Genomic DNA, 16673 nt, shown 5'->3' with positions numbered 1-16673 from the left:
TGTCTGGAGCCCGAACGTGAGTCAACTCGATACCTTTCAGCGCATTCGCGAGCTGCCGCAGCAACAGCAAATTGTCATGGCGTTATACCTGTGCGAACGCATGGTGCCTAACTACGACTTCTTCCATCAGTTGACGGGGTTCGGCGACAGCAAGCCGTTGCACGGCACGTTAAATGCCTGTTGGGATTGGATCGCGAATCCGAAAAAAACCAAGGTTAACTTTGCCCGTTGGCAGGAAAAAGTCGATGAGCAAACGCCCAGCGAATATGGGCACGATATGTTGGGTGTTTACCCGGCGATGGATGCCTGCACCGCTCTGAGTACCTTGTTACAAGGGCTGATGGATGATAACGGAACCAATTTTCTGGATGTTGCGAAGATATCACAGGCCAGTGTGGCGAAATTTATTGAACTGAATGACGCGGAAGAAGTGGGCACTGACCAGCTAAAAGAGCATGTTCATAATCACGAATTAATGGAATACGAAATCGCGATTCAGCAGGCCATGATCAACTTCCTTGAACAACAGCCCGCAGTAAACAGTGCGCTAGTCAATCAGCTTAAGTTGATGCTCAGCGACGAGGGGGTGTCGAATCTTGGTCTGGCTTTGGACGCTGAAGAATAGACAGCCAGGCAAAAATGCCAAACGCCAGAATTTGCCAGCTGTCGCCTTTGCGCCAAGGGTATACCGCTTTCATGGTGGCAACAAAAACACCCAGCAATAATAAATGAGTGATAACCATAATGGCCAATAAGAGGCTCAGTAAACCAACGGATTGAGAGCTGAGCTCGCCGTTTGCGCCGGCAAGAAGCGCGAAAAGGCCTAACCAAATAACGGCAAAAACGACTTTGCCCGCAATAATGATAACTTTCATGTGATGTCCTTAGTCAGTAAACGGAAGCAAACCTGCCCATGCACCTTTTCTTTGGTGACACGCCAGTTAGGCGGAAGCTTTAATAGCCATTCTTTCTCTGTTTCCAGATAAACAGTATTGTCTGTTGCCAGCCAGTTTCCCTCATCCAGTAGTTGCAATGCTTTATCGGCCAGCCCCTCACGAAACGGTGGATCGATAAAGATAACATCGTAGGCTTTGCCGGACTCTGTTTGTAGCCAATCGAGCGCATTTTGAGTAACAACATTAATGGCTGGACTGTTTAACAACTCAATATTTTTTTGCAGTTGTTGGCTGACCGCTTTTACCGCTTCTATCAGGGTAACCTGAGTCGCCCCGCGCGAAGCCGCTTCAAAGCCTAAACTGCCGCTGCCAGCGAATAAATCTAACACACAGGCACCGTTGATATCCCATTGTAGCCAGTTGAATACAGTTTCCCGAACCCGGTCTGTGGTGGGTCGTAAACCCGGGCTGTCGGCAACGGGTAAACGTCGGCCGCGCCACCGTCCGCCAATAATCCGATAGTCGCCGCTGGCGCTTGTCTGGCGTTTTTTTCTCACTCGCAGGCTTCCTTTGTTCAGACCGTCGTCAGTTTGTTAACAGCATGGTAAACTAAAGCCTATAGTTTAACGATTCCTGCGTGTCAGTTCCAAGGAAACCAATATGTCGATGTTTTCGCTGTTTAAGAAAAAGCGTAATGAAGAGAAGGCGCCTGAGGCCGAAGAAAAGAAAGAAGATGCAGTAGTAGAAGAGGAAGAACAGCTAACGCCTGAACCCGAACAAGACCTTGAATCGGAGCCTGAGCAAGAACCTGAAGCAGAGCAAGAGCCGCCTGCGTCATACGAAGAACTGCCCAGTGCAGCAGATGACTGTGCACAAGTTACAGCAGAATCACAGGGACTAAAAGACACGGCTGAGGCCGAATCAACAGTAGCTGAGCCAAATGAAAAAGGTGAGAAGAAGGGCTTCTGGGCACGCCTGACACAAGGCCTACGCAGAACCTCGGGTTCTATTGGTTCGGGGCTTATTAGTGTTTTTCGTGGTAAAAAAATTGATGATGATCTATTCGAGGAGCTCGAAACTCAGTTGTTAATGGCGGATTTGGGCGTCGCCACCACCACTAAAATCATCGATAACCTGACAAAGCAGGCTGACCGCAAACAGTTAAAAGATGCCGAAGCATTGTATGAATTGTTACAAGAGCAGTTAGCCGAGATTCTGCAGCCGGTTGATAAACGTCTGGAAATACCAGAATCCGAGTCACCTTTCGTTATTCTAATGACCGGGGTCAATGGTGTGGGCAAAACCACGACAATTGGCAAACTGGCTAAGCAATTCAAAGCGGAAGGGAAGTCGGTGATGTTGGCGGCGGGTGACACGTTCCGCGCTGCAGCGGTTGAGCAGTTGCAAGTCTGGGGCGAGCGAAATGATATTCCGGTTGTTGCGCAGCATACCGGCGCCGACAGTGCTTCTGTTTTGTATGATGCGTTGCAGGCTGCAAAAGCCCGGAATGTGGATGTGTTAATTGCAGACACTGCTGGCCGCTTGCAAAATAAAGCCAATTTAATGGAAGAGTTGAAAAAACTGGTGCGGGTAATGAAAAAGCTGGACCCGGAAGCGCCGCACGAGGTTATGCTGACTTTGGATGCCGGTACTGGACAAAATGCCATTAGTCAGGCCAAGCTCTTTACCGAAGCCGTTGGGGTTTCGGGTATTGTTATGACGAAACTCGATGGTACCGCTAAAGGTGGCGTTATTTTCGCCGTTGCAGACCAATTCGCTATTCCTATTCGCTATATTGGTGTGGGCGAGAGTTTGGACGATTTGCGACCTTTTGTGGCAAAAGACTTTATTGCAGCGCTATTTGACCGTAACGTAGACGACGAATCAGAACCGACAACAGCGAGTTAACCATGATCCGCTTTGAGCAAGTCAGTAAAACGTACCGTGGGGGCCATCAGGCATTAAGCCATGTGGACTTCCATGTACAGCCCGGCGAAATGGCCTTCTTAACCGGTCACTCGGGTGCGGGTAAAAGTACGTTGCTCAAATTGATCAGCTTAATGGAAAGACCAACCGCAGGGCGCGTGCTGATTAACGGACACGACTTGCGCAAAATTAAGCCGTCGCAAGTGCCGTATGTGCGCCGTGATATTGGCATGATTTTTCAGGACCACCGTTTATTAATGGATAAAACGGTATTTGATAACGTCGCGCTACCATTGATTATTGAGGGGTACAGTGTTCAGGAAGCGCGCAAGCGTGTTGTTGCTGCACTGGAAAAAGTCGGTATAGCCGATAAAGTGAAACATTATCCACAAATGCTATCCGGTGGTGAGCAGCAACGTGTTGGCATTGCCCGCGCTATCGTGACTAAGCCGCCTCTGCTATTGGCGGATGAGCCAACGGGTAACTTGGATCCGAAGCTGTCGATGGAAATTATTCGTTTGTTCGAAGAGTTTAATAAGGTGGGCGTTGCCGTACTCATTGCGACCCACGATTTAGGTCTTATTGCGCGTTTGCGGTACAGGACTCTGACGTTAAAAGACGGGCGTATGATTAACGATGGCCTGGAGGACAGTGAACTATGAGTTTATTGTTCCGTAACCGTTCTGTTGAAAAAGGCGCAAGCAACCGCGGGCGTTTACCCTGGTGGCGCCGTTTGCTTATGGTGCCGGTGCATCACGTTCAGCAGGCCATAGCCAGCTTGGGCGAACTGTGGCGAAATCCTTTTGCTTCTTTTATGACGATGGCGGTACTGGGCTTAAGTCTGACATTGCCGTCATCACTTTACGTTCTAGTAAAAAATACGAGTAATATTGCTGACAATTGGCAGCAAGCGTCTGAAGTTACTTTGTTTTTGAAGAAGAACCTGCAGCAGTCTGAAGTTGATACTCTAAAAACGCAAACAGAACTGTCGGAAGGCGTAGCGTCGGTGCGGCTTATCCCAAAAGAGCAAGGCCTCGAACAATTTAAAAAGCAGTCAGGTTTCGGTGAAACACTCGATTACCTCTCGTCAAATCCGTTACCCGATGTGCTGGTCGTGATTCCTGCTGAGTCTTATCGTTCGCCACAGCGTGCAAAAGAGCTGCTTAACCGGCTGGAAAAGCAACGTGAAGTGGCCTACGCAAAAATGGACTTAGAGTGGCTTAATCGGTTGCAGGGTATTCTTAATCTCATTGAAGACATTCTGGGTGCGTTAGCCGTGGTGCTGTGCTTGTCGGTAGTGCTTATTGTCGGGAACACAATTCGATTGAATATTTTGTCTAAGCGCGATGAAATCATGGTGATGAAGCTAGTGGGGGCGACCAATGCTTTTATTCAGCGACCTTTTTTATACACCGGCGTCTGGTATGGCATCATCGGAGGGCTTGTAGCCTGGTTAGCAACAGCGTTATTGATCTGGTGGGTTGAGAGTGCCGTAGTGGATTTAACCGAACTTTACGAAACCCCATTTAAATTAAATGGTCTGACGTTTGGCGAGCTACTCATCATTTGGTTGGTCGCCGTTGGGTTAGGTTTAGCGGGTTCTTACCTGGCTGTAAGGCGTCATATACAAAGTATTGAACCTGAATAAAATGGGGTTGCGAAAGCCATAGGCTTAGTTATACTAAATTACCTGATCGACAACGATCATAATGGAACTTTTAGACTCAAAAGGGGTCTTAGAAGCTGACTGAAACGCAGTAATTAAGTCGGTATTTTAAGTAGAGGTTGTTAAATGAGCACTGAATTAAACACCATGGCATTATCGGTTCCCCAAGGGGGAGGACTGGACGGGTATATTCAGTCAGTCAACCGTATTCCAATGCTCACCGCCGAAAAAGAAAAGGCGTTGGCGACAAGACTATACGAAAACAGCGACTTGGATGCAGCGAAAGAACTGATCATGTCGCACCTCCGCTTCGTTGTGCATGTAGCTCGCAGTTATTCGGGTTATGGCCTGCCGCAAGCGGATTTAATTCAAGAAGGCAATATTGGCCTGATGAAAGCAGTCAAACGTTTTGACCCATCCGTTGGAGTGCGTCTGGTTTCGTTTGCTGTTCACTGGATTAAAGCCGAAATTCACGAATACGTGCTGCGTAACTGGCGCGTTGTTAAAGTGGCAACCACAAAAGCACAGCGTAAGTTGTTCTTTAACCTGCGTAAAATGAAAAAACGTTTAGGTTGGTTTAGCCAGAAAGAAGTTGAAACCGTTGCGAATGAGCTGGGTGTCAGTACCAAAGAGGTACTGGAAATGGAAACCCGCATGAGTGCTCATGATCAGGCGTTTGAACTTAGCTCCGACGACGATGACTCGAAAGAAGGCAGTGCCTATTCGCCCGCCATGTATTTGGAAGATAAGCGCTCAGACCTTGCATCCGAAATTGAAGCCGAAGATTACGAAAACCATACGCAGCAGAAATTGTTCAGTGCTATGGGTCATTTGGATGAACGTAGCCAGGATATCGTTCAGGCGCGTTGGTTATCTGAAGATAAAACGACGCTGCATGATTTAGCAGCAAAATACGAAGTATCAGCAGAGCGTGTTCGTCAATTAGAACAAAACGCAATGAAGAAACTTCGTCTCGCAATGAGCTAAATGAAGTGCCGCGTTGGTTGCGGCGCTTGCTGCATAGCACCCTCTATTAGTTCCCCCATCCCCGGAATGCCTAATGGCAAGCCGGCGGGTGTGCGTTGTGTTCAACTCAATGAAGATAATTTGTGCCGTTTATTCGGTCGACCGGAACGGCCAAAAGTCTGCGGTGAGTTTTCGGCTGATGAAGAGGTTTGCGGCGAGAACCGTGAAGAAGCGATTATTTTGCTGACGTCGCTTGAAGAAGCGACCCATTAAGCTCTGTCATCGCAGCTAATTCAGACACAAACACTAATTCAATACCTTGCTGCTTTAGTTGTGGCAATTTTTTCTTAAGGAAACTCAATGTTTCTGGATAAGGATGCCCAATTCCAATGGCCTGACCATTGCGCTTTGCTAAACGCAACAACTGATCAAATTGCTGTTGAAGGTAAACTTCATTTACCTCATTATCCAAAAACACATGACGGCGCGATACTTTCACCCCAAACTGACCCGCAATGTGTTCCGCTACGCTAAACTCTGAAGTGCGGCTATCAATAAAGAAAAGTTCGCGTGCGGCGAGTGTTTCCATAACCGCCTGCATGGGCAAAGGTAACTGAGTCAGTTTGCTGCCCATGTGATTATTGACTCCCGCTACGTATGGGATAGAGTCCAGTGCATTGACCAGTTGCAACTTTATTTGTGCACTGCTCATATCCGCAGTCACAACGCCCGGACCCGGGTGGTTATTTTCCACAGCTTCCATTGGCATATGCAGCAATATCTGCTTTTTCTGATGATGTGCACGCAATGCAAAGGCCCGAGCGTAAGGAGTATAAGGAAGTACCGCGAAACTGATATTGCCGGGTAAGAGGGCGGCTTGTAAGTCGCTTCTATGATTACCAATGTCATCGATGACAATGGCAATTTTGGCGGCAACGGCTGTATTAATTAAAAGTGCAGATAAGAATAAAGTGGCGAAAAAACGGCGCATTAGCGTATCCAGTTGCTTGGGTTTTGAGGTCGCCCTTGATGACGAATTTCAAAGTACAGTGCTGGGTTATTACGAGAACCAGACTGCCCCATCAGTGCAATTTCTTCATTCTGACGAACTTTATCACCAACGGCTTTGATGAGTGTCTGATTGTGCCCATAAAGACTCATGTAGCTTTCACCGTGGTCAACCACGATGACCAGCCCAAAGCCTCTTAGCCAATCTGCGTAGACAACGCGACCATCGGCAATAGAGCGTACAGATTGTCCGTTTTGGCCTTTTATAAGCACCCCTTTCCAGTCAACTGGCCCCTCGCGACGTTGACCAAATAGACGTTCAACTTCACCATCACTCGGCCATTGCAGTTGACCTTTTATCGGTTTCAGCCCAACCAGACGAACATCTTTCTGACGAGCTAACGCTGTCTCTATGGCTGCCAATACCTGTTCCAGTTGCTCCCGGCTTTGTTCCAGTTGATTCACCCGAGAGCGGTCCTTGCGTTGTTGCTGTTGCAGCTCTGCTAATTTTTCTTCCTGCCGGTGCTGTTGCTGTTCGAGTTGATCGCGCTGCTGCTGTTGCCGCTGCTGCAATTGAGCCAATGTGTTCTTTTGTTGTAGTAACTCTTCCGTGAGCTCAGTGATTTTTTGCTGGGTGGCGCGAATAGCCTCTATCTCTTCTACCCGGGCTGCATTGAGATATTGGTAATAACTCAACATTCTTTCGAACTGCCCGGGGCTTTGCTGGTTTAAGAGCATTTTAAGGAAGTCGTGCTGGCCGTTCATGTAGGCTGATACCAGTTGGTCTTCCAGCAATGTCATCTGCTGTTTTTGTTTTTTCTGCAATTGGTCGCGCTGTTGTTCTGACTCAGCAATATTACTGTTAACTTGCTCCAAGTCGGTTTCCGTTTTACGCAACGCGCCGGCTATCTCTGCTGTTTTTATCTCCAGGTTGCGAAGCTCACGCTCGGTTGAGTTAAGGGCGCTGCTGCGCTCCCTAATTGCTTGCAGACGTTTTTCCAGCTCTGCATTTACCGCCGCAATTTCGGCCTCAGTTGAGGCTTTGTCGTCTTCGCTATAGTCCTGTGCTACCAACGGGCTGGTAAAAATCAGCCCGGCAATTACCAGCAAGATGGCCACTAATGGCATGGTTTAGTCTTGCTCCTGCTCTAAAACCATTAATGGAGTTCCCGTCATTTCTTCAGGTTGCTCCATGCCCATTAAGTGCAGTATCGTCGGGGATACATCGGATAAGCGCCCGTTTTGAGCTTTAGCCGGACGGCCGACATAGATGAAAGGCACCAGCTCGTTGGTATGAGCGGTATGTGCCTGCCCCGTTGCGGCGTCACTCATTTGCTCGGCGTTACCGTGATCAGCCGTTATCAGGCATTCTCCGCCAACGGCCTCCAATGCTGACACGACTCGACCAACACTATGGTCCACGGCTTCACAGGCTTTAACAGCGGCATCAAAGTTTCCGGTATGGCCCACCATGTCGCCGTTAGGGTAGTTGCAAATCACCACGTCAAACGCTTGGGATTCAATCGCTTCAACTAATTCATCAGTAAGCTGCTCTGAACTCATTTCTGGTTGTAAATCGTATGTCTTCACTTTAGGAGACGGAATTAATACCCGTTTTTCTCCTTCAAATTCCTGCTCGCGACCACCACTAAAAAAGAAAGTCACGTGTGCATACTTCTCAGTCTCAGAGATGCGTAACTGAGTTTTATTGTGCTTTGCCAACCACTCACCCAGTACATTGTTTAAAGGCTCCGGCGGGAAGGCACTCGGTGCTTTTAACGTGTCAGCGTATTGGGTAAGCATGACAAAATCGCTGATATCGGCGCGCGTTCCACGGTCAAAACCGTCAAAATCCTTCTCGGTGAACGCTTGTGTCATTTCGCGGGCGCGATCCGCCCGGAAGTTCATAAAGAAAACGGCATCGCCATCGGCGACAGGCGCAGATTTACCGATAATAACGGGTGTCACAAATTCATCAGTCTCACCGCGTTCATAAGCGTCTTCCAATGCATCGGTAGCGTTCGGCGAGGTTACGCCGGAAAGCCCGTGATAAATGGCTTTGTAGGATTGTTCAATGCGGTCCCAGCGTTTATCGCGGTCCATGGCATAGAAACGGCCACTCAATGTGGCGAAGCGGCCTTTACCCAATCGGGCAAATAAGGCTTCAAAACGTTCGATAGAGGCAAGCGCTGATTTCGGTGGGGTATCGCGGCCATCTAAAAAGGCGTGCAGATAAACGTCTTCAGCGCCTTGTTCAACCGCCATTTCGATCATCGCAACCAAGTGGTCTTCGTGACTGTGTACACCACCCGCTGAGAGTAGGCCCATAATGTGGATAGCACCTTTGGCGGCCCGCGCCTTTTTTAACGCATCGCACAATACGGTATTACTATAAAAACTGCGATCAGAAACGGCTTTGCTAATACGAGTAAAGTCCTGATAGACGATTCGGCCAGCGCCCAAATTAACATGCCCGACCTCGGAATTGCCCATCTGACCATCGGGTAAACCGACTGCGCCTCCAGAGCCATCAACCAGGCAATGTGGGTAGTTTTTCCATAAGCGATCCATAACCGGTGTATTGGCTTTTGAGATTGCGTTATCCGGCGCATCTTCACGGTAACCCCAGCCGTCCAGAATCAACAGTACCAAAGGTTTTATCGTACGAGTCATAGTGGGCCTCATTGCTCGGTTTTTCGATGATGAAATTGAATAACATTCTACTCGATTTCCTGAGCTTACGCATCCATCCAAGATTTTTCTGGAAACTGCGATTTGTACAGGTATACTCTTGACCCGCGACTCTTTTCTGTTACCCACGACTACTGGTAGGTCTTATGCAAGAAATTTTGGAATTTGTCAAAAGCAACCCCATGATGAGTGGTGTATGGGTGGTCCTGTTACTGGCGCTTATTGTGACTTCTGTTCGTGCAGCAATGTCACCGGTGAAAAGCCTGGAACCACAAGAATCAACCGTGTGGGTCAATCGCGGTAATGGGGTTTTTGTGGACATTCGGAGTAAGGATGAATTCAATAAAGGACACATCCATGGTTCGATGTCGTTACCCGCTGAAAAAATAAAACAAAAAGAGCTTTCAACTATTGAAAAGTTCAAAGAAGCCCCCATTGTGTTAGTCTGTGCAACAGGAATGACGGCAAGATCGGCTGCCAGCCAGTTGAACGCTGAAGGCTTTAATCAAGTTGCTGTGTTGCAAGGTGGAATTAATGCTTGGCGCAGTGCAAAATTGCCGGTTTCGCAGAAAAAATAATAAAATTCGTCTAAAACTTAAAATGAATAGGAAGTAAAACCATGGCTGAAGAACAGCAAGCAAACGGCGCGGCCGCTGAGAACGAACAGCAGCAAGTACAATTCGCTATTCAGCGTATTTACGCTAAAGACATTTCTTTTGAAACTCCAAGCTCTCCGGCTATTTTCCGTGAAGAATGGAAACCCGATCTTAAGTTAGACCTGAACGTTAAACACGAAAAGATTGAAGACGGTGTTTATGAAGTAGTACTGACGCTTACGGCAACCAATAAAGTTGGAGACGATGTGGCTTTCCTTTGTGAAGTACATCAGGCCGGTATCTTTACTATTGGTGCAGAAGTTCAGGAAGGCCAGTTGGCGCATATGCTGGGTTCTTTCTGCCCTAATATTTTGTTCCCTTACGCTCGTGAGTGTGTTTCAAATCTTGTTAACCGTGCGACATTCCCACAGTTAAACCTGGCTCCTGTTAACTTTGATGCGATTTTCCAGCGTCATATGCAGCAGCAAGCTGAGCAGGCGCAGGGTCAGCAAACAGCAGACGCGTAAGCGACGACAATAATGCAGACACCTCAGGTGACAGTATTAGGGGCGGGCTCTTATGGGACCGCCCTTGCTATATGCTTTGCGCGTAAAGGTATTCCGACCACTTTGTGGGGACGGGACGCTGATAAAGTTGCGATCATGCAAACCGCTCATGAAAATGAAGAGTATTTGCCAGCCTGCCCCTTTCCTCAGTCGTTAACGGTGACGGCCGATTTAAGTGAAGCGCTGCGCGAGGTTAAAAATGTTGTGGTCGTTGTGCCCAGCCATTCATTTTCGTCCATGCTAAAGCAAGCCAAGCCTTTGTTGGCTGAACACGCTCGCGTGGCCTGGGCCACAAAAGGGCTTGAACCCGACAGCGGACGCCTTTTGTATGAAGTGGCAGAAGAAATTCTGGGGGAAGAGCATCCGTTAGCGGTATTATCGGGCCCTACCTTTGCTATTGAAATGGCAAAAGGACTGCCCACCGCAATTTCTATGTCGTCGACTGACCAGGCGTTTGTCGATGAGCTTTCTGAACTCTTGCATTGTGACCGTTCTTTCCGGGTCTACACCAATAACGATTTCATCGGTGTGCAGCTGGGCGGGGTCGTAAAAAATGTCATTGCGATTGGTGCCGGTATGGCCGATGGTATTGGTTTCGGCGCGAATGCACGTACCGCGTTAATTACCCGGGGATTGGCTGAACTGACCCGGCTGGGTCTGACTTTGGGCGCTAAAAGCGATACTTTCACGGGTATGGCAGGCTTGGGCGATTTAATCCTCACTTGTACTGACAATCAGTCGCGCAACCGGCGTTTTGGCCTGGCGTTAGGTCAGGGTAAAGGCGTTGAGCAGGCGCTGAAGTCAATAGGGCAATCAGTTGAAGGCTACCGTAACACTCGCGAAGTGGTTGCGCTGGCTAAACGCTACAAGGTTGAAATGCCAATTTGTGAACAAATCTATGCGGTCCTTTACGAAGGCAAAGAACCACAACAGGCCGCTATTGATTTATTGAGCCGTGAACGTAAAACAGAGTGATTTGCTCTATACACTGACCCGTTTCACGTTCCACCCACTTAGGCACTGATTAACTGCTGTTCCATTACTTGCCATTGAGCCGATAGATGCTCGGTTGGCAAACGCTTAAAGTTAGATCGTACAAACTGACTGATTTTGCCATCGGCATAGCTCAATAGCAGATTCGCTAACACCGCTTCATCGACGATAAAACGTTGCTGCTCGCGCATGGCTTTTTCGCGCAGTACCTGCTTAATTGAGCTTTCTATACGGTTGAATAGATCTTCCATACGGCCGCGCAATCGGTCGTTTTCTCCCATTAACGCATCACCAGTCATGACTCGTGTAATACCGGGATTACGCTCTGCAAAGGTCAACAATAGCTGCAAAATAGCATAGCAACGGGAGAGCGTATTTTTCTCTTCGTTCATAATCATATTAATACGGGTGAGCAAGGTATCTTCCACAAACTCAATAAGCCCCTCAAACATCCGGGCTTTGGATGGGAAGTGGCGGTATAAAGCCGCTTCTGATACACCTAAATTAGCCGCCAGTTTTGCGGTCGTAATGCGCTGTCCGGGGCTGGTTTCCAACATTGCTGCCAGCGCCTGTAGAATTTCCTCGCGACGGTTACGTTTTTGTTCTGCCATGAAAGTCACTTTCCTTCTGTGATCGACCAGAATTATTGGTGCTCAGAGTTATGAGCGACCAGAATGCCCAAAGCCACCTTCGCCACGCTCACTCTCGTGGAACTCATCAACAATTGACATTTTCGCCTGTACAACGGGTAACACAACCAACTGCGCTATGCGATCGCCTGGTTCAATGGTGTAAGCTTTGTCGCTACGGTTCCAGCAGGACACTTTAAGCTCACCTTGATAATCGGAGTCGATTAGTCCAACCAAATTACCCAGCACCAAACCGTGTTTATGACCTAAACCGGAGCGTGGCAAAATGGTCGCCGCGTAATTTGGGTCGCCAATGTACATCGCAATACCGGTGCCAATTAACTGGGTTTGTCCTGGCTCAATAGTCAATGGCTGCTCCAGGCACGCGCGCAAATCCATTCCAGCTGAGCCTTGAGTGGCGTATTCAGGCAGGGGAATAGACTGACCAATACGGTCATCTAAAATCTTTACTTCGACTTGCGTCATGGCGTTCTCACTTTCTTATTAATTAGCTGTATTATCAAAATAGCGTTTAGCAATAGCATCAATAATGGCCACCGCCATATCATGCTTGCTCATGGTCGGAAGTGATTGCTCACTGTCCTTACTTAAAATTAGCGCGTTATTATTGTCGCTGTTAAAGCCAACTCCTTGTTGACTGACATCGTTGGCAACAATCATTTGCAGTTGTTTTCGCTCCAGTTTACTTAGCGCATTGGCTTTCAAATTTTCGGTTTCGGCTGCAAACCCGACCGTAAATGGGGGTGTTTTTGAGCTGGCTACGTGCTGCAGAATATCCGGATTTTGCACCAGTTTCAGTTGTGGTGTCTGGTCGTTCTGTTCTTTTTTGATTTTCTGCGAGGAGACCTCGGCAACGCGGTAATCTGACACGGCGGCGCAGCCAATAAACACATCGCAATGCCCCAACTGCTGCTGCACGGCATTGAGCATTTGCTCAGTGGTTGCTACGTCAATTCGTTTTACACCGTTGGGTGTCGGCAGTTGGGTTGGGCCGGAAACCAAAATCACATCGGCACCAGCACGGGCGGCGGCTTCAGCCAGCGCATAACCCATTTTACCGGAACTGTGGTTACTGATATAACGAACCGGGTCGATGGCCTCGCGGGTTGGGCCTGCGGTAATCACAAAGGTTTTACCTTGCCACTGTCGTTTGGTCGCTGGTGCGTCAATTAACGCCTGTACAATCTCCGTAGGGTCGCTCATGCGGCCATAGCCGACATCGCCACAGGCCTGCTCTCCGCTTCCTGGACCAATCATTTGCACACCGCGGCTTAGCAGAGTTTCTATGTTGGTCTGAACCGCTGTCGCGGCCCACATTTGCTGATTCATGGCCGGTGCAATGGCAACAGGTGCTTTGCTGGCTAAAACCAGTGTGCTCAACAAGTCATCGGCAAAACCGTGGGCGATACGTGCGATGGTATTAGCGGTTGCTGGTGCAATAATAATTTGGTCAGCCCAGCGAGCCAGTTCAATATGGCCCATAGCGGCTTCTGCTGTCGGATCCAACAAGTCATCACTGACCGTAAAGCCTGACACAGCTTGTAAGCTAAGTGGGGTTACAAAGGCCTTGGCACTGTCGGTCATCACCACACGAACTTCCGCGCCTTGCTCACGCAAACGACGCACCAGATCAGGTGCCTTATAGGCGGCAATACCACCAGTAATACCTAAAAGTATGTGTTTGTTCTGCAATTGTGCCATGCGAACCCCTTTTGTTAATTCGTGTAAAGATAACATGAGACCCTTTAACAGGGTAGATGGTCGTTATACTTCTCTCTTTAGAATTGAGGAGAGAGCAATGAGCATCAAGGAATGGCCCGTTTCCGAGCGACCCAGAGAAAAACTGCAAAACCAGGGAGCCGAATACCTGAGTGATGCTGAACTATTAGCCATTTTACTCGGTAGTGGCAGTCAGGGACAGGACGTTGTCAGCTTCTCTCGGCACTTATTAAGTCAGTTTGGCGGTATTGGTGCCTTATTAACGGCCACTCAGGAGAAGCTACTCGCTTGCAGTGGTATTGGGCCTGCGCGGGTGAATCAGCTGCAAGTGGTGATGGAGTTGTCGCGACGCTACCTGAAATGGCAGCTGGTGTAAGTTCTATCGCTAACTGATAGTATCCAATCAGTTTCCATTAATAAATAGAAGCGCAATGAATTTCTACTCCTCAAAAGTGAGAAAGATTGGTGTTACTACACGAAGTGTATCTGGTGTTGTTCCGGACATAGGTTCTTTTGAGTCTTCACTTGAAAGAGACTTTATGGAATTGACTCGCTTTGATTCAAATATCGAAGAAATAATTCCACAGCCAATGACCATCGGTTATTTCGATACACAAGGCGGTTCTCGACACTACACTCCTGATGGCCTTTTAACGTATAAGCTGGAGTTAAACACTCCTCCTATTCTCTATGAGATAAAGTACCGATCTGACTTCAAAGACCAATGGAGAAACTTGATTCCTAAGCTTCGCGCAGCAAAACAGTTTGCTAAAAGTCGGGGCTGGATGTTTAAGGTGTTTACAGAAAAGGAAATAAGAACAACTTATTTAGATAATGTGAAGTTTCTTTGGTCATTCAAGCAACGAGAAGCTGATGAAGAAATGACGTCTTATATCCTTTCAGTTATGAGTGACCTTCAAGAAGCAGATCCGGCATTACTGATCGCTGCTCTATTCAACTCTAAAAAGAACCAGGCAGCTGTCATTCCACTACTATGGAATTTAATCGCGAACTTACGTATTGGCTGCGATTTAAATGAACCGTTAACAATGCACAGTAAAATTTGGACAAGAGAAGACTTATGAACTCAGTAACCCCAGGCAAAGTCGCCTACTGGAATGATCAATCTGTTCTTATATTGGAGCTAAAAGGGTTCTCTAAAGCAATTGTCCGAGTCATTGAAACTGACTCTACGGATATTGTTCCGGTTCGTGATCTAGCATTAAATCCAGCTGAAGCAGCTAAAAACCATCAAAGCAAACACCTAGTCGCCGAAGATAAGGAGTGGGAATTGGCATTAGAGCGCTTCGAGGTAATAAAATCTTTACTGGATAACCCTGGCAGAACCGAGAATGACGTTAAGGAAGTTGCTCGAAAAGAAGGAAAAGGAACAACTACAATTTATCGGTGGTTAAAACGCTTTGAAGAAACCGGCTTGGTCTCTTCTCTGTTGAGACAAGCTCGAACTGACAAGGGCGATCATAAATTAGTTGATGAGGTTGAAGAACTAATACAGGCTCAGATAGAGAAAGAATATCTGAGAAAAGAACGACCTTCAGTATTGAAGCTCTATAGAATAATAAAAGCTGAATGTATAAAAGCTGACCTCCCAGTCCCACACAAAAATACGGTATACGCTCGGGTGCGTAAAATCGACGATAAAGAATCTATTAGAAGGCGCATAAGCCCAAAGGCTGCAAAACAACAGTTTCAGCCTATAACTGGCCGATTCCCGGGTGGGAATTACCCAAATTCCGTCGTCCAAATTGATCATACAAAAGTCGACTTAATCATCGTGGATGAGGCGCACCGTCTGCCAATCGGGCGACCTTATCTTACTATCGCAATCGATGTGGCGACCAAAATGATATCAGGATTCAAAATAACATTAGACCCTCCGAGTGCCTCGACTGTCGGACTGTGTGTTGCTCATGCAATCATGTCCAAAGACAACTGGCTTGCTAAACGAGACATAGATGCTGAGTGGCCCATATATGGGAAAATGGAAAAAATACATGTTGATAACGGGAAAGACTTTCGCAGCAATATGCTTAAAAGAGCCTGTCAGCAACACGGCATCATTCTAGAGTTTCGCCCTAAGGGGCAGCCTAATTACGGCCCTCATGTAGAAAGAGCATTTAGAACTTTCATGCAGGAAGTACAAACGATACCGGGAACTACTTTCTCATCTGTGAAAGATAAGCTCGATTATGACTCGGAAGGTAATGCGTGTATGACATTGGCGGAGCTTGAGCTTTGGTTTACCAATTTCATTGTTTATTACTATCATCATAAGTCACACAAAGGCATTAATAAAATGGCGCCGATCAAGCTTTATACGGAAGCTGTTTTTGGTGATAAATATAAACCAGGTATTGGACTGCCTGCTCCTGTCGAAGATGAGGAATCCCTTCGTTTGGACTTTACGCCTTATGTAGAGCGTACTGTACAGAGACAAGGCGTTATCATAGACAATATCCACTATTATTCAGATGTCCTGAGAAAGTGGATCGGTGCAAAGGAAGTTAACGACCGAACGAAGAAACGCAAATTCATATTTGCACGAGATCCTAGGGATATAAGCGTTATTCACTTCTTTGATCCTGATACTCACAGGTATGTATCGATCCCATACCTTAATCCTTCTCGTCCAACGATAAGCTTATGGGAATTAAAAGCTGTCGCCAAATCCTTAAAAGACGATGAGCAGCCGCTTATTGATGAAGATGCAATTTTTAAGGGTATCCAGCGGATGCGTGAAATTGAAGCTGAAGCCGTTGAAAGAACGCGGTTGGCTAAGCAACAGCGCGCGACAGAAAAACGAAAACGGAGAATGGCCGAAAGACGAAATAATTGGACGGTAGAGGATAATAAGCCAGATAAACATGATGAGCCGAAGATACTTGGACCGAATGTTGATGACGCCGAAGACTTCGATGAGACCGATTTTGATGATATCCAACCGTTTTCTGATGTTGAACTGAACTAAGGGCTAA

Annotated in this window: 19 protein-coding genes and 1 pseudogene; 12 read left to right on the top strand and 8 right to left on the bottom strand. The window is 47.4% G+C overall.

What is annotated here, in order from left to right; translation table 11 throughout:
- The first annotated feature begins 16 nt into the window (after positions 1 to 16).
- Entirely contained in the window at positions 17 to 625 is a 609-nt protein-coding gene (locus RBK99_RS07850) for a YjaG family protein (protein ID WP_317504047.1), read from the top strand.
- Here RBK99_RS07850 and RBK99_RS07845 read toward each other — a convergent pair.
- Complete coding sequence (locus RBK99_RS07845) at positions 573 to 875, bottom strand: DUF1145 domain-containing protein (protein ID WP_317504046.1); 303 nt, start codon at positions 873 to 875, stop codon at positions 573 to 575. The genes RBK99_RS07850 and RBK99_RS07845 overlap by 53 nt on opposite strands.
- On the bottom strand, positions 872 to 1453 hold the full coding sequence (gene rsmD, locus RBK99_RS07840; protein WP_317504045.1) for a 16S rRNA (guanine(966)-N(2))-methyltransferase RsmD: 582 nt from the start codon (positions 1451 to 1453) through the stop codon (positions 872 to 874). The genes RBK99_RS07845 and rsmD overlap by 4 nt, the downstream gene beginning before the upstream one ends.
- 103 nt (positions 1454 to 1556) lie before the next feature.
- On the opposite strand from rsmD, the gene ftsY reads away from it, so the two are divergent.
- The 5 genes from ftsY to RBK99_RS07815 all read left to right on the top strand — a co-directional run bounded on the left by ftsY (position 1557) and on the right by RBK99_RS07815 (position 5727).
- Positions 1557 to 2804 (top strand): signal recognition particle-docking protein FtsY, encoded by a 1248-nt coding sequence (ftsY, locus tag RBK99_RS07835; protein ID WP_317504044.1) that lies wholly within the window; start codon positions 1557 to 1559, stop codon positions 2802 to 2804.
- 2 nt (positions 2805 to 2806) lie between these two features.
- A complete protein-coding gene (gene ftsE, locus RBK99_RS07830; RefSeq protein WP_317504043.1) occupies positions 2807 to 3484 on the top strand; it encodes a cell division ATP-binding protein FtsE in 678 nt (225 codons plus the stop codon).
- Entirely contained in the window at positions 3481 to 4470 is a 990-nt protein-coding gene (gene ftsX / locus RBK99_RS07825; RefSeq protein ID WP_317504042.1) for a permease-like cell division protein FtsX, read from the top strand. Before ftsE ends, ftsX begins: the two co-directional genes overlap by 4 nt.
- Before the next feature lie 144 nt (positions 4471 to 4614).
- The gene (gene rpoH / locus RBK99_RS07820) at positions 4615 to 5475 is read left to right on the top strand and encodes an RNA polymerase sigma factor RpoH (RefSeq protein ID WP_317504041.1); all 861 of its coding nucleotides are present in this window, start codon (positions 4615 to 4617) and stop codon (positions 5473 to 5475) included.
- Positions 5476 to 5727 carry a YkgJ family cysteine cluster protein gene (locus RBK99_RS07815; protein ID WP_317504040.1) on the top strand — a complete coding sequence of 84 codons (252 nt, stop codon included), beginning with the start codon at positions 5476 to 5478 and terminating at the stop codon, positions 5725 to 5727.
- On the opposite strand, the gene RBK99_RS07810 is transcribed toward RBK99_RS07815, so the two are convergent.
- Genes RBK99_RS07810 through gpmI form a run of 3 tightly spaced genes read right to left on the bottom strand, consistent with a single transcriptional unit; the run spans position 5690 to position 9135 of the window.
- Complete coding sequence (locus RBK99_RS07810) at positions 5690 to 6445, bottom strand: divergent polysaccharide deacetylase family protein (protein ID WP_317504039.1); 756 nt, start codon at positions 6443 to 6445, stop codon at positions 5690 to 5692. The two genes, RBK99_RS07815 and RBK99_RS07810, sit on opposite strands and share 38 nt — an antisense overlap.
- Entirely contained in the window at positions 6445 to 7590 is a 1146-nt protein-coding gene (locus RBK99_RS07805) for a murein hydrolase activator EnvC family protein (RefSeq protein ID WP_317504038.1), read from the bottom strand. The genes RBK99_RS07810 and RBK99_RS07805 overlap by 1 nt, the downstream gene beginning before the upstream one ends.
- A 3-nt stretch (positions 7591 to 7593) precedes the next feature.
- Positions 7594 to 9135, bottom strand: a complete 1542-nt coding sequence (gene gpmI, locus RBK99_RS07800) for a 2,3-bisphosphoglycerate-independent phosphoglycerate mutase (RefSeq protein ID WP_317504037.1) — start codon at positions 9133 to 9135, stop codon at positions 7594 to 7596.
- Positions 9136 to 9299: 164 nt separating this feature from the next.
- On the opposite strand from gpmI, the gene RBK99_RS07795 reads away from it, so the two are divergent.
- From RBK99_RS07795 to gpsA, 3 genes are read left to right on the top strand one after another with little or no spacing between them, the layout of a single operon-like run.
- Positions 9300 to 9731 (top strand): rhodanese-like domain-containing protein, encoded by a 432-nt coding sequence (locus RBK99_RS07795; RefSeq protein ID WP_317504036.1) that lies wholly within the window; start codon positions 9300 to 9302, stop codon positions 9729 to 9731.
- Between the two features lie 41 nt (positions 9732 to 9772).
- Positions 9773 to 10276 (top strand): protein-export chaperone SecB, encoded by a 504-nt coding sequence (gene secB, locus RBK99_RS07790; RefSeq protein WP_317504035.1) that lies wholly within the window; start codon positions 9773 to 9775, stop codon positions 10274 to 10276.
- 12 nt (positions 10277 to 10288) lie between these two features.
- The gene (gpsA, locus tag RBK99_RS07785) at positions 10289 to 11290 is read left to right on the top strand and encodes an NAD(P)H-dependent glycerol-3-phosphate dehydrogenase (protein WP_317504034.1); all 1002 of its coding nucleotides are present in this window, start codon (positions 10289 to 10291) and stop codon (positions 11288 to 11290) included.
- 38 nt (positions 11291 to 11328) lie between these two features.
- Here gpsA and slmA read toward each other — a convergent pair whose 3' ends face one another.
- Genes slmA through coaBC form a run of 3 tightly spaced genes read right to left on the bottom strand, consistent with a single transcriptional unit; the run spans position 11329 to position 13659 of the window.
- Positions 11329 to 11919 carry a nucleoid occlusion factor SlmA gene (gene slmA, locus RBK99_RS07780; RefSeq protein WP_317504033.1) on the bottom strand — a complete coding sequence of 197 codons (591 nt, stop codon included), beginning with the start codon at positions 11917 to 11919 and terminating at the stop codon, positions 11329 to 11331.
- 48 nt (positions 11920 to 11967) lie between these two features.
- Complete coding sequence (gene dut, locus RBK99_RS07775) at positions 11968 to 12423, bottom strand: dUTP diphosphatase (protein ID WP_317504032.1); 456 nt, start codon at positions 12421 to 12423, stop codon at positions 11968 to 11970.
- Positions 12424 to 12441: 18 nt separating this feature from the next.
- On the bottom strand, positions 12442 to 13659 hold the full coding sequence (gene coaBC, locus RBK99_RS07770) for a bifunctional phosphopantothenoylcysteine decarboxylase/phosphopantothenate--cysteine ligase CoaBC (protein WP_317504031.1): 1218 nt from the start codon (positions 13657 to 13659) through the stop codon (positions 12442 to 12444).
- A gap of 97 nt (positions 13660 to 13756) precedes the next feature.
- On the opposite strand from coaBC, the pseudogene RBK99_RS07765 reads away from it, so the two are divergent.
- The 3 genes and pseudogenes from RBK99_RS07765 to RBK99_RS07755 form a co-directional block, all read left to right on the top strand.
- Positions 13757 to 14047 (top strand): annotated as a pseudogene (locus RBK99_RS07765) (UPF0758 domain-containing protein); the annotation flags it as partial.
- 169 nt (positions 14048 to 14216) lie between these two features.
- Positions 14217 to 14762, top strand: a complete 546-nt coding sequence (locus RBK99_RS07760) for a TnsA endonuclease N-terminal domain-containing protein (protein WP_317504030.1) — start codon at positions 14217 to 14219, stop codon at positions 14760 to 14762.
- Positions 14759 to 16666 carry a TnsB C-terminal domain-containing protein gene (locus RBK99_RS07755; RefSeq protein WP_317504029.1) on the top strand — a complete coding sequence of 636 codons (1908 nt, stop codon included), beginning with the start codon at positions 14759 to 14761 and terminating at the stop codon, positions 16664 to 16666. Before RBK99_RS07760 ends, RBK99_RS07755 begins: the two co-directional genes overlap by 4 nt.
- Positions 16667 to 16673: the final 7 nt, after the last annotated feature.

Source organism: Idiomarina solivarensis (genome assembly GCF_033052755.1).
In the GTDB taxonomy this organism is placed as follows: domain Bacteria; phylum Pseudomonadota; class Gammaproteobacteria; order Enterobacterales; family Alteromonadaceae; genus Idiomarina.
Note: the sequence above shows the minus strand (reverse complement) of the source record. Positions and strands in the feature narration are given on the sequence as shown.

Bases quoted from the DNA above. Each gene is read 5' to 3' on its own strand.
- RBK99_RS07845 (WP_317504046.1), bottom strand. From the start codon at position 875: ATGAAAGTTATCATTATTGCGGGCAAAGTCGTTTTTGCCGTTATTTGG.
- ftsY (WP_317504044.1), top strand. From the start codon at position 1,557: ATGTCGATGTTTTCGCTGTTTAAGAAAAAGCGTAATGAAGAGAAGGCG.
- ftsE (WP_317504043.1), top strand. From the start codon at position 2,807: ATGATCCGCTTTGAGCAAGTCAGTAAAACGTACCGTGGGGGCCATCAG.
- ftsX (WP_317504042.1), top strand. From the start codon at position 3,481: ATGAGTTTATTGTTCCGTAACCGTTCTGTTGAAAAAGGCGCAAGCAAC.
- rpoH (WP_317504041.1), top strand. From the start codon at position 4,615: ATGAGCACTGAATTAAACACCATGGCATTATCGGTTCCCCAAGGGGGA.
- RBK99_RS07815 (WP_317504040.1), top strand. From the start codon at position 5,476: ATGAAGTGCCGCGTTGGTTGCGGCGCTTGCTGCATAGCACCCTCTATT.
- RBK99_RS07810 (WP_317504039.1), bottom strand. From the start codon at position 6,445: ATGCGCCGTTTTTTCGCCACTTTATTCTTATCTGCACTTTTAATTAAT.
- RBK99_RS07805 (WP_317504038.1), bottom strand. From the start codon at position 7,590: ATGCCATTAGTGGCCATCTTGCTGGTAATTGCCGGGCTGATTTTTACC.
- gpmI (WP_317504037.1), bottom strand. From the start codon at position 9,135: ATGACTCGTACGATAAAACCTTTGGTACTGTTGATTCTGGACGGCTGG.
- RBK99_RS07795 (WP_317504036.1), top strand. From the start codon at position 9,300: ATGCAAGAAATTTTGGAATTTGTCAAAAGCAACCCCATGATGAGTGGT.
- secB (WP_317504035.1), top strand. From the start codon at position 9,773: ATGGCTGAAGAACAGCAAGCAAACGGCGCGGCCGCTGAGAACGAACAG.
- gpsA (WP_317504034.1), top strand. From the start codon at position 10,289: ATGCAGACACCTCAGGTGACAGTATTAGGGGCGGGCTCTTATGGGACC.
- slmA (WP_317504033.1), bottom strand. From the start codon at position 11,919: ATGGCAGAACAAAAACGTAACCGTCGCGAGGAAATTCTACAGGCGCTG.
- dut (WP_317504032.1), bottom strand. From the start codon at position 12,423: ATGACGCAAGTCGAAGTAAAGATTTTAGATGACCGTATTGGTCAGTCT.
- coaBC (WP_317504031.1), bottom strand. From the start codon at position 13,659: ATGGCACAATTGCAGAACAAACACATACTTTTAGGTATTACTGGTGGT.
- RBK99_RS07760 (WP_317504030.1), top strand. From the start codon at position 14,217: ATGGAATTGACTCGCTTTGATTCAAATATCGAAGAAATAATTCCACAG.
- RBK99_RS07755 (WP_317504029.1), top strand. From the start codon at position 14,759: ATGAACTCAGTAACCCCAGGCAAAGTCGCCTACTGGAATGATCAATCT.